The sequence below is a fragment of the Streptomyces sp. NPDC008317 genome, assembly GCF_042955955.1.
GTDB lineage: Bacteria > Actinomycetota > Actinomycetes > Streptomycetales > Streptomycetaceae > Actinacidiphila.
In genome coordinates, this window is sequence record NZ_JBIBFQ010000001.1 from 1,028,253 (window position 1) to 1,043,295 (window position 15,043).

Annotated in this window: 12 protein-coding genes, 1 tRNA gene and 5 pseudogenes; 5 read left to right on the plus strand and 13 right to left on the minus strand. The window is 68.7% G+C overall.

The annotated features are described in order from the left end of the window. Nucleotides 1-155: 155 nt before the first annotated feature. Complete coding sequence (locus ACFY9V_RS04265; protein ID WP_391159331.1) at nucleotides 156-1,715, plus strand: hypothetical protein; 1,560 nt, start codon at nucleotides 156-158, stop codon at nucleotides 1,713-1,715. A gap of 19 nt (nucleotides 1,716-1,734) precedes the next feature. On the opposite strand, the gene ACFY9V_RS04270 is transcribed toward ACFY9V_RS04265, so the two are convergent. The 3 genes and pseudogenes from ACFY9V_RS04270 to ACFY9V_RS04280 all read right to left on the minus strand — a co-directional run. Further along, entirely contained in the window at nucleotides 1,735-2,172 is a 438-nt protein-coding gene (locus ACFY9V_RS04270) for a hypothetical protein (RefSeq protein ID WP_391159333.1), read from the minus strand. A gap of 103 nt (nucleotides 2,173-2,275) precedes the next feature. Then, on the minus strand, nucleotides 2,276-2,422 hold the full coding sequence (locus ACFY9V_RS04275) for a hypothetical protein (RefSeq protein WP_391159597.1): 147 nt from the start codon (nucleotides 2,420-2,422) through the stop codon (nucleotides 2,276-2,278). A 154-nt stretch (nucleotides 2,423-2,576) separates the two neighbouring features. After that, nucleotides 2,577-2,846: pseudogene (locus ACFY9V_RS04280) on the minus strand (NUDIX domain-containing protein); the annotation flags it as partial. On the opposite strand from ACFY9V_RS04280, the pseudogene ACFY9V_RS04285 reads away from it, so the two are divergent. After that, nucleotides 2,781-3,331: pseudogene (locus ACFY9V_RS04285) on the plus strand (HD domain-containing protein). The pseudogenes ACFY9V_RS04280 and ACFY9V_RS04285 overlap by 66 nt on opposite strands. Here ACFY9V_RS04285 and ACFY9V_RS04290 read toward each other — a convergent pair. The 6 genes and pseudogenes from ACFY9V_RS04290 to ACFY9V_RS04315 form a co-directional block, all read right to left on the minus strand. Then, entirely contained in the window at nucleotides 3,319-3,786 is a 468-nt protein-coding gene (locus tag ACFY9V_RS04290) for an NUDIX domain-containing protein (RefSeq protein ID WP_391159336.1), read from the minus strand. The pseudogene ACFY9V_RS04285 and the gene ACFY9V_RS04290 sit on opposite strands and share 13 nt — an antisense overlap. Next, nucleotides 3,773-4,474, minus strand: a complete 702-nt coding sequence (locus ACFY9V_RS04295; RefSeq protein ID WP_391159338.1) for an XRE family transcriptional regulator — start codon at nucleotides 4,472-4,474, stop codon at nucleotides 3,773-3,775. Before ACFY9V_RS04295 ends, ACFY9V_RS04290 begins: the two co-directional genes overlap by 14 nt. A gap of 736 nt (nucleotides 4,475-5,210) precedes the next feature. After that, a complete protein-coding gene (locus ACFY9V_RS04300) occupies nucleotides 5,211-5,390 on the minus strand; it encodes a hypothetical protein (RefSeq protein WP_391159598.1) in 180 nt (59 codons plus the stop codon). A 95-nt stretch (nucleotides 5,391-5,485) separates the two neighbouring features. Next, a pseudogene (locus ACFY9V_RS04305) lies at nucleotides 5,486-5,722 on the minus strand (DUF2637 domain-containing protein); the annotation flags it as partial. A 137-nt stretch (nucleotides 5,723-5,859) separates the two neighbouring features. Further along, nucleotides 5,860-6,780: a hypothetical protein gene (locus ACFY9V_RS04310; protein ID WP_391159341.1), complete on the minus strand. Its 921-nt coding sequence runs from the start codon at nucleotides 6,778-6,780 to the stop codon at nucleotides 5,860-5,862. A gap of 321 nt (nucleotides 6,781-7,101) precedes the next feature. Further along, entirely contained in the window at nucleotides 7,102-7,575 is a 474-nt protein-coding gene (locus tag ACFY9V_RS04315) for a hypothetical protein (RefSeq protein ID WP_391159343.1), read from the minus strand. Nucleotides 7,576-7,930: 355 nt separating this feature from the next. Here ACFY9V_RS04315 and ACFY9V_RS04320 point away from each other — a divergent pair. Both ACFY9V_RS04320 and ACFY9V_RS04325 read left to right on the plus strand, forming a co-directional pair. Beyond that, a pseudogene (locus tag ACFY9V_RS04320) lies at nucleotides 7,931-8,132 on the plus strand (helix-turn-helix domain-containing protein); the annotation flags it as partial. A 153-nt stretch (nucleotides 8,133-8,285) separates the two neighbouring features. After that, a pseudogene (locus tag ACFY9V_RS04325) lies at nucleotides 8,286-9,869 on the plus strand (LacI family DNA-binding transcriptional regulator). A gap of 50 nt (nucleotides 9,870-9,919) precedes the next feature. On the opposite strand, the gene ACFY9V_RS04330 reads toward ACFY9V_RS04325, so the two are convergent. From ACFY9V_RS04330 to ACFY9V_RS04340, 3 genes are all read right to left on the minus strand, one after another. Beyond that, nucleotides 9,920-9,993: transfer RNA gene (locus ACFY9V_RS04330), tRNA-Pro, on the minus strand. Nucleotides 9,994-10,005: 12 nt separating this feature from the next. Continuing rightward, nucleotides 10,006-10,674 (minus strand): Pr6Pr family membrane protein, encoded by a 669-nt coding sequence (locus ACFY9V_RS04335; protein WP_391159345.1) that lies wholly within the window; start codon nucleotides 10,672-10,674, stop codon nucleotides 10,006-10,008. 35 nt (nucleotides 10,675-10,709) lie between these two features. After that, complete coding sequence (locus ACFY9V_RS04340; protein WP_391159347.1) at nucleotides 10,710-11,639, minus strand: metallophosphoesterase; 930 nt, start codon at nucleotides 11,637-11,639, stop codon at nucleotides 10,710-10,712. A gap of 281 nt (nucleotides 11,640-11,920) precedes the next feature. Here ACFY9V_RS04340 and ACFY9V_RS04345 point away from each other — a divergent pair, with 281 nt between their 5' ends. Continuing rightward, entirely contained in the window at nucleotides 11,921-12,379 is a 459-nt protein-coding gene (locus ACFY9V_RS04345; protein WP_355336100.1) for a GatB/YqeY domain-containing protein, read from the plus strand. A 117-nt stretch (nucleotides 12,380-12,496) separates the two neighbouring features. Here ACFY9V_RS04345 and ACFY9V_RS04350 read toward each other — a convergent pair whose 3' ends face one another. After that, complete coding sequence (locus ACFY9V_RS04350) at nucleotides 12,497-14,854, minus strand: transglycosylase domain-containing protein (protein WP_391159349.1); 2,358 nt, start codon at nucleotides 14,852-14,854, stop codon at nucleotides 12,497-12,499. Between the last annotated feature and the right edge of the window lie 189 nt (nucleotides 14,855-15,043).

The following is a 15,043-nucleotide window of genomic DNA, read 5'->3' on the forward strand; positions in this document are numbered from 1 at the left end:
GAGACCAGCACCACCGACTGTCGCCGCGGCCTTGGCTCGGCAAGTCGTTTCCCAGCGGCCGGTTCACCCGTGGCCCATACCTCCACGAGCGGCCTTGCCAGCTGCAAGCAGGGCGGCCAGCGGCCTCTCAGATGTCGTGAACATCCATTGCCCATATGGCAGATGGTGTTTACTTCCTGTCAGGTGGACTGGTCATGCATTACGAGCGGGAGGCCGCAGTGGAGCAAGTAGGAGGCAGCGAGGGCGCCTTCCCGAAACCGCCTAGTGTAAGGAACGAGCTCTCCGGGACGGTGGCTGGCCCGGCCATTCAAGCTGGGGCGATCCATGGCGACGTGAACATCACAATGACGGGCCAATCGTTGGTAGCCGAGCCCACCGATGATGCCCTCGCCGAGGAACTGCGCAGGTCGTCGCAGATTTGGCGAGCCCGGTTCTCTAGCGTTGACTTGGTCAACCTGCCACGGATGGCGATGCTCGCGCAGAATAATGCAGTAGCGGCTGCGGCAAGGAAAGCGGGACTCGACAGCACGAAGCCGTTTGGCGGGCAGGGGATGGCACCGGGGGAGTTCGTTCGGATCGTTCGCCCCTTGTTTGAAACCTGGGACGCGGAGGCGGTGACGCTCTCTGAGAGCACGGTGGGGAAGGTGCATCGTGGCATTCTGGTCTCCTTCGAGAGCGTTATGCGCTGCAATAACCCGCCCGAGGTTCCGCTGAGGGAGCCGACTGGAGTTCTGGCCAAGGATCCTCACCTAGTCTTCACCATCGGGACGAGGAGGGTCGTTATCACCTTCGACCCACGTTGGCTGACGACGGCGACGGCGACTACAACGCTCCATGACGCTGCCGAGGAGCCACTGGCCTTCTCGGGCATCGGAACGGTGGTGTCAGTGTCGAATGGAGGGCAAATCCGAATCTCCGCCCTTGTGTTCGGGCAGCCGCAGACCCTGGTGCAGGCGCAGTTCGAATATGCGAAGAACTCTCTTCTGCCGGACCCACCCGGTTTGACATGGACGGACTTCCAAAACGAATTGTCACACTCTGAGCTACCGCAGCTCCAGGGGAATCAATCACGAGAAAGAGAGGGAGCTGTGCATCGCAAGCGCATTGCTCTGCTATTCGATGAGGACGCAGTGTTGCCCGGGCAGATCGATCAAGATGTGCTGACCCACGTCTCGCGGGTTGTCCCCGAGTATCGGCGTGATCTGGGCGTGGCCGTCGCAAGTCTATTCTTCAACGGCAACGGTGCTGCGCCCGCTGACCTCGCTGCTTATTTCCTTGCACGGGAACCCGCGCTGTGGAAGTCTCTCACAGTGCCCGGGCTTACTACCCTCATCCGTTCCCGCAACCTCGCCGTCTGTACAGTTTCTGGGCTCAGCGAGGAACAGACGGCGGACCTGCACCAGGCGATGCATGAAGCAGTTAATAGTTATCTCGGATGCGTCGAGGTAGATAGGAACTTGCCCTTGCATAAGCAAGTTCTTCCGGCGCATGATGACTACCATGTCGTTGGGGCAGAGTTGCGACTGATCTATAGCGCAGCGAGGCGTGCTCTAGATGAAGCCAACGGCGAAGACCTCGAAGCTCCGTTGGATGAATGGCGCCAGAAAGGGATGTTTCGCAGCGTGGAGTGGGAAGAAGACTTGGAGCAATCTGCGACTGAGGAAAACGAGGCGTCGTTGCTTATCGAGGCTTGGTTGAACGCGCAGTCTGAATGATTCTCCTCGGAGTGATCAATCAGTCCCTTTCGGAGGGGGCTGCAGTGCGTTTGGTGTTGAAGGTGATGCTAGAGAAATCCCGCCCCTGAAGCACTGGACCATTCTGGGTGCCACCGCTGATACTGTTTTGCACGCCGCTGCCCGAGGGGGCGGCCTGTGCCCGCTCCCACCACTCATCGAGCAGCACGCGGAACTCTCTATCCAGGGCTGCTCGTACCCCGAGAGCGGTGGCCAGTGCCTGCGCGCGCATAGGGTCGGCAGGCTCTGCTTCCAGCCCAGCGACTTCCAGTTCGCCGGAGCTGACCTGGGGCGTCCCGTCGTCCCGTGTTCCCTGTGCCGCGGCTCGCCCGAACGGGCGCCGCACCAGCGCGGTGAGTCCTAGCCATGCCTGACGTCCGGCTTCGCCGCCGAGTCCGCCGGCCAGCGCGGCGAGGGCGGCTGCGGTGATCGGGTCCATGTTGTCGCTCCCTCATGCGGTGACGGATCCCACCCTAGGTTGCCGCGCCGTCTCCGCGAACGGTTCCGGCACGAACAAGGCTCAGCTACAGAGTAGAAACTGTTCATGGTCCGTCGGTGCCGTACTCCAGGTAGACGGTCTTTCCGTCCGCTCTCACCGCGAGGGTCGCGTGGATCCGGAGGGCGAAGCGAGGGATCGGGACGGCGTCGAGTCGTGCCTCTTCGTAGAAGGCGTACTCGCCGATCTCCACGCTGTCCGAGGTGTTCTGGGTGCGGTCCGCGTTGGTGATGAGGCCGTCGGCGAATACGAAGAGGAGCGTGTCGGCCTCGCTTGGGTGGGGCCCAGTCGGAGACGAAGAGGCGGCCGAGGGGGGCGGTGAGGCCCAGTTCCTCCTGAGCTCGGGGCGGCGCCTTCGCTCGGGTCTCTCCGGGGTGGAGGAGGCCGCCGGGAATCTCCCAACCGGGCTTGTAGGTGGCGTTGACGAGCAGTAGGCGTCCGGCCTCGTCAAAGAGCAGCACCCCGGCCGCCGTACGGGGCTGGGCTACCGTTTCTTGGGCTTGGGGCTCGCTCATGCCGCCGACTGTAGTTGCTGATCTGCGAGGTGCTCTGTGAGCTGGGCATGGAACGTCGCCGAGCATGAGTTGGCGCATCCCCTTCCGCGGCGATGGGCGCATTCTCAGGGCGTGGCCGCTCGCGCGTCGACACTTGCCGAGCTGCTCGGCAGTCAGGCCGACCTGCTGGGATCCGCGGCGGTGCTGCATGACGTCGGGTACGCGCCCCGGCTCGCGATCACCGGCTTTCACCCGCTGGACGGAGCACGTTTTCTCCGGGACGAGCTCGGCGCTGATACGCGGGTGACGCGACTGGTGGCCAACCACTCGTTCGCGCTTTTGGAGGCGGAGGAGCGGGTCTGCGGGAGGTTCTGGAGGCGGAGTTTCCGCTGTTGGAGGACCAGTTGTTGGTGGATGCGCTGGTGTATTGCGATATGACGACGACGCCTGACGGGGAGCCGACGACCGCGCCGGAGCGGGTGGCCGAGATCGTAAGCCGATACGGCGCCGACAGCGTTGTCGGACGGTTCATTCGGCGGGTCGAGCCTGAGATCTACGCGGCCGTGGCGCGGGTGGAGGCGGCGCTCTCGGCAGCTCAGCCGAGGTAGGGGTAGGTGCCGGCGAGGTAGTCGCCGATCTGCTGGCGCATGCTCGCGTGGACGTCGTAGGCGTCGAGGTCATCGGGCTGGACCCAGCGGACGCCGTCGGCTTCGTCGTTGATGGTGGGCTCGCCGCCGACCGGGCGGCCGATGTAGGTGTTCTCGTACTGCTGGCGGATCTCGCCGTCGGTGTAGGCGACGATGTGCTGGGGGTTGGTGTAGACGCCGAGGAAGCCGGTGATCTCGGCGATGATGCCGGTCTCTTCGAGGCATTCGCGGATCGCGCACTGGGCGGCGGTTTCGCCGATATCCTGGGCTCCGCCTGGCAGCGCCCATTGGCCGGTGTCGCGGCGGCGTTGGAGGAGGATCGCGCCGGACTCGTCGACGACCAGGAGGTTGCTGGCGGGGATGAGGGTGTTCGCCTTGGGGGCGTTCGGGTCGTTGTAGTACTCAGTCCTGCCCATGTGTGGTGGCCTCTTCCTGGTAGGGCGTCCAGGGGCGTGCGCCGGCCCAGACGGCGTCGAAGCTGTGAGCGTACGTGTCGAACCAGCCGTTGGTCTCTGCCCACTTGAGGTGGAGGACGGGGTTGGCGCTGGCGGGGTGGCCGTAGATGTGCGGGTTGGCCAGCAGGGTGTCGTCGTAGCGGAAGAGCGAGGTGTAGAGCGTGGTGTCGTGCAGCCGCACCTCGCATCCGGCCACCGTTAACAGCGAGCGGTAGTAGGTGAGGGAGGCACGAATCTTGGCGGCTAGGGTGTCGCCGATGCCTTCTTCGTGGCCCCGGATGGTGACGGCTTGTCCGCCTGGGTCGCCGAAGCACAGCCGTACGCGGATGCCGTCGGCGGCGCGGGCGGCGAGCATGCGGGCGACGTGCGGGTTGCTCTGGGCGAAGAAGGTGCCGGAGAAGACGAGCACGTCGATCTGCTCCTGGGCCTGTTGGAGCAGGCCGAGCCAGGTCTCGCGCGGGACGCTGGCCCGGTTCGGGTACGTGCCGAGCAGTTCCGTGCCCTGGGCGCTGGCCGCGGGCCTGCTCAGAGTCTGCGTGGCGGGCCAGAGGAAGGTCTCCTCCACACGGAGGTGCTGGGCGACGCGGTCGCGATGCCGGGGGTGGGGGATGCGTCCGCCGAGCCAGCGGCCGACGGTCTTGGGGTCCACTTCGCACGCTTCGGCGATCGAGGCATCGGCGTTCCTCGTCGATGCTGGTACGTCGCCCGGTCCGGGAGTACGCGACTGTTGCGGCCGCCGTGAAGCCGCCGGGCATGAGGCCGCACTGCCCGGCGGCCTCGGTGATCTCGCTCCATTCGGCGTCGCTGAAGCATGGGTTGACGCGGTGGCGGCGCGGTACGGCGAGACGTCGTCGGTGGTGCTGCGCTACTGCGTGGGCGACGGTGCTGGTCGGGGCGTCGGACAGGTCGGATTTTGTGCGGGCAGCGTCGTCATACGTCCCACTCGGCACCCCTGGGCCGAGAGTCGCCGTCGCCGACCGCCCCTGGGGCGGGCTGAACCCCGGAATGACTCATCCCGGGACAACTTGCTCCGCCGCACGGTGGGCTGTTGCGGTTGTGGGGGGACGTGTGTGCGCCGTCGCGGACAGGGTGCGCGGAGGTGGCCGGGCTGTGGCTGCTGGCGGGGTTCGACATGGCGAACTCCGTGGCTGTGGGCGGCTCCGGGGCGTTGGGAGGGTCGGCGGTGCGGGCGCTCGGGGGCTGGTTGCGCCGGATCTACGAGTACCCCCACCGCCTTCGTCGGCTCAGCCCTTGGGCGACGCAGGCTGGTCTTGGGCGATGTGGTCGTTGCCGGCGGACAGCCCGCTGCCTGGATCGCCTCGCGGGCGGCGGCACGGCTCACCTGGCCGGGATCCGGGTGGGCGTGGGCGATGACGGCGGCCAGCTCATCGATGGAGGCGTCGGCTCGGCGGCCGGGGCGGCCGGTGCTGCGTGCGGCCGTGGCGGGTGACCAGGATGTGGAGGTGGGGGGTGCCGCCGAGGGCCATCGGGGCGATCGTCGAGAGGACGGCGACGGTGTGGTTGCCGAGGACGAGGACGTGGGTGCCGGGGGAGTTGAGCCGCACCGAGTGCAGGGAGTTGGCCCCAGGCTGGCGGCGGTGGCGGCGCCGAAGAGGGTCCAGGCGTAGAGGCGGGCGCTTCGGGGAGCGTCGCGGAGCAGCAGGATCGCGCGGACGCCGTACGCGATGAAGCCGTCGATCACGATGGGGAAGAGGTAGCTCAGGTCGGGGCAGACGTGGGTGGCCAGGGCGACCTGGCGCAGCGAGTCGAAGGACAGCACGCATCCGCAGGCGCCGAGCAGGAGGATCACGAGGCGGTCGAAGGGGAGCGATTGGTGGCGCGGCCGGTCCGGTATCGGAGCGTGGCGCTCGGGCTGGGGCGGGGTGGACGTGGACATGCGGAGCTCCAGGCGTGGCGGTGGGCGGCGCGGCGCGCGGGTCAGCGCGGGCAGGCGGCATCAACCGGTGGGTCGGGGTGGGGCGCGCGTCAGGACGGGGACGGGCGTGGAGCTGCGTCAGCCGCGAGAAGGCGAGGTCAGGCTCTCGCGCCGGCCAGCGGGCGCGGGTGACGGTCGCTGAGGGCGGCGCGGACCAGGGCGCGGCCTCGGGCGACGGTACGGGCACGCTCGTCGACGGCGTGGGGAGGTGCGGTGTCCGCGCCTGCGCAGGTGCGGCAGATGCCCTCGTACGGAGTCGGGCGCGCACATGCCGAGCACTCGTACCGGCGGGGCCGCGACGATACGGCCGCCGGTTCGACGGCCGGAGGCAGCTTGCGGGTCAGACGGTCGCACAGGAGGGCAGACGCGCTGTGGACGCGTTCGGGCAGGCCGCCCAGCAGGGCGAAGCCGAGATCACGCGGACCCAGGCCACGCTCCAGCCAAGGCTTCACCAGCGGCGCGAGCGTCATGGCCTCTGCCGCGCCGAGGCGTAGGCGGGGCTCAGCCGAGGTCACCGTGTGGAGCACTGCTGCCGCCTCGGCGAGTGCCGGACTTGGTGGTGCGGGCGTGGTCTCGCGCCGCCCGCCCAGTGCCACGCGCCGGACGGGGAGGGTGGGTTCTTTCCCACGGTCCTTTACGGGGTGGGCGTCACGCGTGCCATCGGCCGGTCGACCGGAGCCCGGGAGTACGGCACCCGGCGCCACCTGGGCGGCGGACGCGTACGCGGTGTGCGGGGCGTCGTAGACGTGGGCCTGGCTGACGAAGGTGCCGTCCGGCTGGCGTACCCGCTCGACCCGGTAGTACCCGGCGGCGGTCAGTTCGCGCAGGGCCTTCGCGACGGCGAGGCGGCCCTGGGGGCTGGTGTCGGCCATGTGGCGGCCGTCCTCGCGCCAGCCGTCGGGGCGGGAGAGGAGGTCGGCCAGCAGGCCGCGGGCGGTGTAGGACAGCCGCCGGTCCTGCAACAACGCGTTGGGCAGGACCGTGAAGCCGCGCGTATGGCGGCTACGATGAATCTGCATGGGGAGCTTGGACTCCTTGTGCCGGACCCCGGAGCGTTGGCGCGCTGCCGGGGTCACCCTATTGAGTTCGTCGGTGACAGAACGTACCACGCGGTTCGCCCAAGATCGACTGCTCTTGGGCGACTTGCGATCAGGCGGAACGTTCCTCCGGAGGGCGGGGAAGTCGGCGCGGGCGTGAAGCGAGTACACGGCGTCCTCCCTCGGTCAGCGGTCCGAGCTGCGCCCGGCGGTGGGAGCGGACGGTACGCCCTTTTCCCGGATGGGCCTGCGACGCCGATTCCCGTATGGTCCTGGCGCCCCGCGGGATCACGGTCCGGCGGGTCAATCCGTGGTGAAGGGCGCGTAACCCACCGGCAGCTCGCTGACCTGCAGATCTGAGAAGACCAGGGTGAGACGGTGGGCGTTGGTCTCGATGCGGACCTCATGGAAGTCGATCCCGATGCTCTGCTTCCAACGACGTGCGGTCTCGGACTCGGAGAGGACGGTGGCGCCCGGGTAGAGGGCGTGCCACTTCACGCCCCAGACGTATCCATCGAGGTCGACGCCTTTCTCGTGGTCGATGAGGCGCTCGTCGAGCGAGATCCGCCAGATGTCGGGCCGCACCGTGGTCTCACACCGGGCCTCGACGCAGTACCTGAAGAGGTATCGGAGATGGGTCGGCTCGATGCCGCTGCTGGGAGCCGCTGTCGCGTAAACGATCACCTCGTAGTCGCGCATGTAGCTGGTGTAGCCGTGGTGCACGACGGCTGTGTCGAAGGCGTCGTCCAGTAACTGTTCGAGGAGCACGGGATCCATGTCGCTGTTCTACTGCACACGATCCCGTCCTCCCGGGGCGCGTCCAGGATTCCGTGCTACCGTCCCGCCACGACCGCCCGACCAGGGCGAAGTCGTACACGAATACGCTTCCGCAGGGCCGCGACGACGAGGTACAACAGCACCTCCGCCTCCTGACCGCCGCGACCGACCAACCGAAAGAGGAGGGCTCATGCATTCGCCAGTCACGCGCCGCTGGGCCCTCAACCAGTCTCGTAGAGCGATGCACTGACGCTTCGTCAGTCTGAGTGAGCACCCGGTCCGACCGCGCCGCGCCGCCGCGCCCGGTCGCCGGGGCCAACGGCACGCATCCGCACGCCCTCACGAGGACCCCGCCATGCCTCCTCCCGATCCCGTCAATCTGCCCGTCCTCTACCGGCCCGCCCAGATCGCCGACGTCCTCGGCTGCTCGGAGTGGTGGGTCAAGGAGCAGGCCCGGCGCCGCCGGATTCCGTTCACCCGGCTCGGTGGCAGCTACCGCTTCACCGCTGGCCACCTCGCGGAGATCATTCGGATCTTCGAGGAACGGCCGCTCGCCCCGCCCGAGGCCAGCACCCTGCCCTCCACGAGGTCGGCGTACCGGCCGGCCCGCGCCGCGCCCGTCGCGGCCGAGCCTCGGCTCAACGCCCGGCCGCCGCGGCGACCCCGTTCACCCGCAGGACCCCAGACCACCACCCCGGAAGGAGCCAGACATGGGATACGGCGAGAAGCGCGGCGACTACTGGCGAGCCCGCTACAAGATCGCGCCCGGCAAGTACCGCACCCTCGCCGACGGCAACGGCGAGTTGCTGCGATTCCGGACCAAGCGAGCCGCTGAGCAGGCCGCTGACGAGGAGGAGGCGAAGGTACGTGGCGGGCGGTGGCATGACCCGGCGGCAGCGCGGATCACGTTCGGGGAGTACGCCAACCGCTGGTACGCCGCCCAGGACCTCGCAGCCTCCACCATGCAGAACTACCGGCGGCACATTGAGGAGCATTTGCTGCCGTACTTCAACGACCTGGAGGTCGGCGAGATCAACCGGCACCACGTCGAGCAGTGGGAGCGGCAGGAGCGGGGGCGAGGCTACGCGCCTGCCACCTTGAAGACCTGGCGCAGCACCCTGCACCTGATCCTCTGTGACGCCGTGGACGACGGGCCGCACGAGACGAACCCCGCTGCCCGGCGCAGGGGTCGCGGCAAGCGTGCCGGTCGGTCGCGCAACCGCAGGCCGGAGAAGGTGATCACGGATGCGCTCGGCATCCTGCTCATCGCCGAGCGCGCCGCACTGCTGACCGGGCGGGACGACGAGTTCGTCGCCGTCGTCACCAAGGGCTACACCGGCGTCCGGTGGGGCGAACTCATGGGCCTGGAGACGCAGTTCATACGTCCTGGCTCACTCCGCGTCGAGTGGCAGCTCTACGAGCTGGACGGCGGCGAGTTCCACCGGTGCCCGCCCAAGGACGACTCCTACCGGACCATCGACACCCCGGACTTCCTGTCCGGGCTGCTCTCCGGGCACGTCGCGGCCAAGCGGCCGGAGCCCTGCCGCTGCCACGGACTGCGGTACGCCTTCAACGGCTACAGCGCCGCCAACGGGGCAGCTCGCCGACCGGGCGCGAAGGTCGTCGACGTCGCCCGCAAAGCAGGGGTCTCCGCCGGGACTGTCTCCAACGTGCTCAACTGGCCGGGGCTTGTATCGGAGGACAGGCGGCTCCGGGTGGAGGCCGCCATCGCCGAGTTGGGGTACGTCCGCAACGCCAGTTCAGGGGAGCTTGCGCCCCCCTGACGGCGCAGCGGCTTCGCCTCCTGGCTCTTCTATCCGGCGACCACCGGCTCGTACCCGACCCGGGCGCCCTATGACGCCCACCCGGTGCCGCTGCTTGCCGAGCCCTGGCCCGGCATCCCCGCCCGAGGCAGGGGCGCCGCGCAACGCGCCCAAGCCTGCTGGGTGCCGATCGCCCCTGGCCTGACACCCCACGGCCTCCGCCACACCCACCGGACGATCATGGAAGAGGCTGGCACCCCGCCGAAGCTCATGGACGAGCGCCTCGGCCACGAGGACGGCTCCGTCCAGGCCCGCTACTCCCACGTCACCCCGCGCATGCGCGCCCGCCTCATGGACGCGCTCACCGAGCAATGGGAGGAGGCACTCGACATACGCCGCGCAATGAACTCCGGCTCCCCGGTCGCGGCGCTCGACGCGCTCCTCAGATCGGGAGAAAGACCAGGCCAGAAGGCGGAAGAAGAGAGCCCCCGACCACGATCTTCTCCCAAGACCCCCCCGCAAACGCCGTGAGGGGCGGTCTTCCGAATTGGAAGACCGCCCCTCACGTGCAGTGTCACCAGTCGGGGTGGCGGGATTTGAACCCACGGCCTCTTCGTCCCGAACGAAGCGCGCTACCAAGCTGCGCCACACCCCGGTGCAACGGGGTTTACTTTAGCGGACGGGGGGCTGAGGGCGAAATCCGGTTTCTTCGGGGGGAGGGGCGGTGGTGGTCGAGGAGGATCAGGAGGAGGGAGAGGGCGGCGAAGGCGAGGGCGAGGAGGAGGGCGGTGAGGAGGGTGGCGGGGTAGCCGCGGGTGTCGACGTCGAGGAAGGGATAGGGGTAGCCGGAGAAGGGGCCGCGGATGAGGGCGAAGGCGAAGTAGGCGAGGGGGAGCAGGAGCCATTGGCCGGCGTAGCGCCAGGGGAAGCGGCCGGGGGCGGTGAGCAGGAGCCAGTCGAGGACGACCGTGAGGGGGGTCACGGTGTGGAGGAGCTGGTTGGAGAAGGCGAGGGCGCCGGTGCGGGCGCCCAGGGCCTCGGACTCGGAGAAGTCGCTCGCGTCATTGGCGAGGACGAGGTGGTAGACGAGGCCGGTGATCACGATGCAGAGCAGGACGGCGCCGTGGATCAGCGGGGGGATCGGAGGACGCCGGGTCCAGGTGCGGTACGCGGACCAGGCGAAGGTCAGCGCGATCGCCGCGTTGGTGAGGACCGTGAAGTACGTGAAGACCCGCAGCGGCGGGAAGTGCGCGCACTCGATGGTGATTCCCGTCACCGCCGCTGCCGCGATCAGCAGCCGGAAGGCCGCCACGTACGAACGGGGGATTGCAGGCATGCCTCACCGTACGAGACGGCGGACGGCGGGACGGGTCAGCGGCTGGTGAGCGTCAGGAGTGTCGCCTCGGGCGGGCAGGCGATGCGGACCGGGGTGAAGCGGTTGGCACCGCAGCCCGCGGAGACGTGCAGGTAGGACGTGGAGCCGGTGGCCGTATGGGTGGACAGGCCCTTGACGCGGTCGGTGTCGAGGTCGCAGTTGGTGACCAGCGCGCCGTAGAAGGGGACGCAGATCTGGCCGCCGTGGGTGTGCCCGGCGAGGATCAGCGGGTAGCGGTCGGAGGTGAAGGCGTCCAGGACGCGCAGGTAGGGCGCGTGGACGACCGCCAGATTGAAGTCGGTGTCCGGGTCGGGGCCGCCCGCGACCGCGGCGTAGCGGTCGCGCTTGATGTGCGGGTCGTCCAGGCCGGTGAGGCCGAGCACGGGGCCGTGGTCGAGCTTGAGCTGCCCGCGGGAGTTGCTGAGGCCGACCCAGCCCGCCGCGTCGAACGCGTCGCGCAGCTCGCCCCAGGGGTTGCGCAGGACGCCGTGCGCGGCGCGGTCCTTGCCGTTCAGACCGTGCTGGCCGCGCGCCTTCTCCACCAAGTACCGGGCGGGATTACGGAACTTGGGGCCGTAGTAGTCGTTCGACCCGAAGACGTACGTGCCGGGGAACTGCATCAACGGGCCCAGCGCGTCCAGGACTTCGGGTACGGCGGTGGGGTCCGACAGATTGTCGCCGGTGTTGACGACCAGGTCGGGACGCAGGCCCGCCAGCGACTGGAGCCAGCGGCGCTTCTTGTTCTGGCCCGACACCATGTGGATGTCGGAGACCTGGAGGATACGGATCGGGCGCATGCCCTCGGGCAGCACCGGGATGTCGACGCGGCGCAGGCGGAAGGACCGCGCCTCGAAACCGGCCGCGTACGCCAGGCTGGCCGCGCCGGCCGCCGTCACACCGAGGGGAATTCCGTATCGCGCGCGCATACGTCCATCGTGTCAGAGTCCGGGCCGTACGCGCGCCAAGGCCCCTCGACCGGTGCCGGGCGCACCCTTCAGCTGGGCGCACCCTTCAAACGGGCGCCCTTCAGCCGGGCGCGCCCTTCAGCCGGGCGCACCCTTCAGACAGGAGCCCCCTCCAGACGGGCACCCTTCAGCCACGGCGCACCCTGCCACGGCCAGCCGCACAGACCCCCCGACGGGCAGTCGCCCCCCGCCTCCCTCGTATATGCGGCGCGACCGCCGCGCAGGGATGCGAAACTCGGCGTATGACCACCACGCTCAAGCAGCGACTGCACGACGACCTCACCAAGGCGATCAAGGGACGCGACGAACTGCGCTCCGCCACGCTCCGGCTCACCCTCACGGCCATCACGAAGGAGGAGGTCGCGGGCACCACCGCGCGCATCCTCTCCGACGACGAGGTGCTGAAGGTGATCACGCGCGAGGCGAAGAAGCGGCGGGAGGCGGCCGAGGCCTTCGCGCAGGGCGGCCGGGCGGAGTCGGCGGAGCGGGAGCGCGCCGAGGGCGAGGTGCTGGCGGAGTACCTGCCCAAGCAGCTCGGGGACGAGGAGCTGACCGCGATCGTCCGGGACGCCATCGCCGAGTCGGGGGCCGAGGGACCGCGCGCCATGGGCGCCGTCATGAAGATCGTCAACCCGAAGGTGGCCGGGCTCGCGGAGGGCGGCCGGGTCGCCGCCGAGGTGAAGCGCCAGCTCGCGGGCTGATCCGCGCACTCATCAGCAGACCTCACGCGTAAGGGGCGCCCTCCCAGGAGGGCGCCCCTTACGACGTCACTTATGCGCCGGCCGACGCCTCACACCTGCGTCGGCCCGCGTCGACCCCTACGTCGCCCCCGTCGTACCCCCCGCCCGGCCGTTCCCGCCGCCGGTGGTCAGGCCGGGGAAGGTCGGGAAGGGGTTGGGGCTGCCGTTGGTGGCGCCGTTGGCACCGGTCGCGCCCGCGGTCGTACCCGTCGTCGTACCGCCGTTGGTGCCGCCGCCGGCGGCGCCCGCCGTGATGGCGCCGGTGGTCGTGCCCATCGTGGTGACGCCGCCGGGGCCGTGGCCGCGGCCCTTGTGCTTGTCGTCGGTGTTGGTGGCGTTGCCCGGGTTGTTCGGATCGGGCGACGCCGGGGGGTTCTTGCCCTTGTCCTGGATGTTGAGCGGCACCGTCACGAAGCTGAGCACCGGCTTGCCCTCCAGGGACGCGGAGACGGCGTCCTTCCAGATGGGGGCGGGACCGTCGGCGCCGTACACCAGCGGGTAGTACTTGCCGCCGATGGTGATGTTCTTCATCTTCTTGGAGTGCTTGGGGTCACCCATCCACACGGCCGCCGCCATGTTCGGCGTGTAGCCGGCGAACCAGGCCGCCCACCGGTCGTCGGTCGTACCGGTCTTACCGGCGGTGTCCCGGCCGTCGTCCAGGTTGGCCGCCTCGCCCGTACCGTCGTCGACGACGCCCTTGAGCATCGTGTTGATGGTGTCGGCCGTGTTCTGCGACATGGCCTGCGAGCAGAGCGACTTGGGCACCGTCAGCTTCTTGCCGCCCGCGGCCGTCACGGACTGGATGGCGATCGGCGTGCAGTAGACGCCGCGGTTGGCGAAGGCGGCGTACGCGGCGGCCACATTGAGCGGCGACACCTCGTTGGTGCCGAGGGTGAGCGAGGCGATCTGGTTCAGCGGCTTGCCGTCGGCGCGGTTGAGGCCCAGCTTGGTCGCCATGTTGACGATCGGGCAGAGCCCGGTCTGGCTCTCGAGCTGGAGGAAGTAGGTGTTGATCGACTTCTTCAGCGCCTCGGGCATCTGGTACGGGCCCACCTCGGACGGGTCCTCGTTGCCCGTCTCGTCGGTGCCGTGGATCGTGTTGTTGTCGCAGGTCGTGACGTCGGGGTACGTCATCTTGTTCGGCGACGGCTCCGACTGGTCCGGCTTGTAGCCCGCTTCGAGCGCCGCGGCGGCCGTGATGGGCTTGAACGTCGAACCGTTCTGGAAGCCCTGGCCGCCGCCCATGTTGGCGTTGACCGAGAAGTTGATCTGCGTCTCGTTCTTGCCGAAGCCGTACGGCTTGCTCTGGCCCATCGCGACGATCTTGCCGGTGCCGGGCTCCACCAGGGTGACGGCGGCGGCGATGGCGTCGCTCTTGTAGACGTGCTTGCTGATGCCGTCCAGCACACCCGCCTGCGCCTTGGGGTCGAGCGTGGTCTTGATGGTCAGACCGCCGGTGTCCCAGGTCTTGGCGCGCTCCTCCTTCGTCTTGCCGAAGGCGGCGTTGGTGAGGAAGGTGTTGCGCACGTAGTCGCAGAAGAAGCCCGCGCCGTTGACGGCGGTGATGCAGCCGTTCTTCGGCGAGCTGACCTTCAGGCCGAGCGGCGCCTTCTGCGCGGCGGCGGACTGCTCAGGGGTGATGTCCTTGAGCTGCGCCATGCGCGCCAGCACCGTATTGCGGCGCTTGAGGGCTTCCTGCTCGTCGTTGATCGGGTCGTAGCGGCTCGGCGACTGGACCAGGCCCGCCAGCAGCGCGGCCTCGGTGAGCGACAGGTTCTTGGCGTGCTTGCTGAAATACCGCTGCGAGGCGGCCTCGACGCCGTACGCCTGCTCGCCGAAGAAGGTGATGTTGAGGTAGTTCTCCAGGATCTTCTTCTTGCCGAGTTCCTTCTCGACCTGGATCGCGTACTTCATTTCCTTGATCTTGCGGCCGATCGTCTGCTGGGTGGCGAGGGCGACCTTGTTGGGGTCGTCGCCCGCCTCCTCCACGAAGACGTTCTTCACGTACTGCTGCGTCAGGGTCGAGGCACCCTGGGTGCCGCCCTCCGACGCGTTGTTGCTGAGCGCGCGCAGGATGCCCTTGGGGTCGAGCGCGCCGTGCTCGTAGAAGCGCGAGTCCTCGATGGCGACGATGGCGCTGAGGACATTGGGGCTCATGTCCTCGATCGGGACGACGGTGCGGTCGCGCGAGTAGACCGTGGCGATCAGGCCGCCGTGCGCGTCCAGGATCTTCGACGCCTGGCTGAGCGGCGGGGTCTTCAGCTCGCCCGGCAGGTCGTCGAAGCCGGCCGCGGTGCCCTTGGCCGACAGGCCGAGCGCGCCCACGGCGGGCAGCGCGATGCCCGCGAGGACCACGCCGGAGAGCACGCTGACGCCGAGGAACTTGGCGGCCTGCTGGGCTGTGCTCAGCCCCCCGCCCGATCGCTTGTGTGCCATGGAGGCAGCCTACGTTGCGATTCCCCGGACGTGCGCCCAACTGTTCGCCTACTCTGTAACGGACAGGGCGCGATCGTCGGGCGCGTTCCTGCCTTCCTTCGTCACTCTTGTGAGTGATGAGAACTGCCCGAAATTCGGCATATGCCGAGGGACTTGTCCCTTATGGCGAGACGATGTGTGCTACTTCGC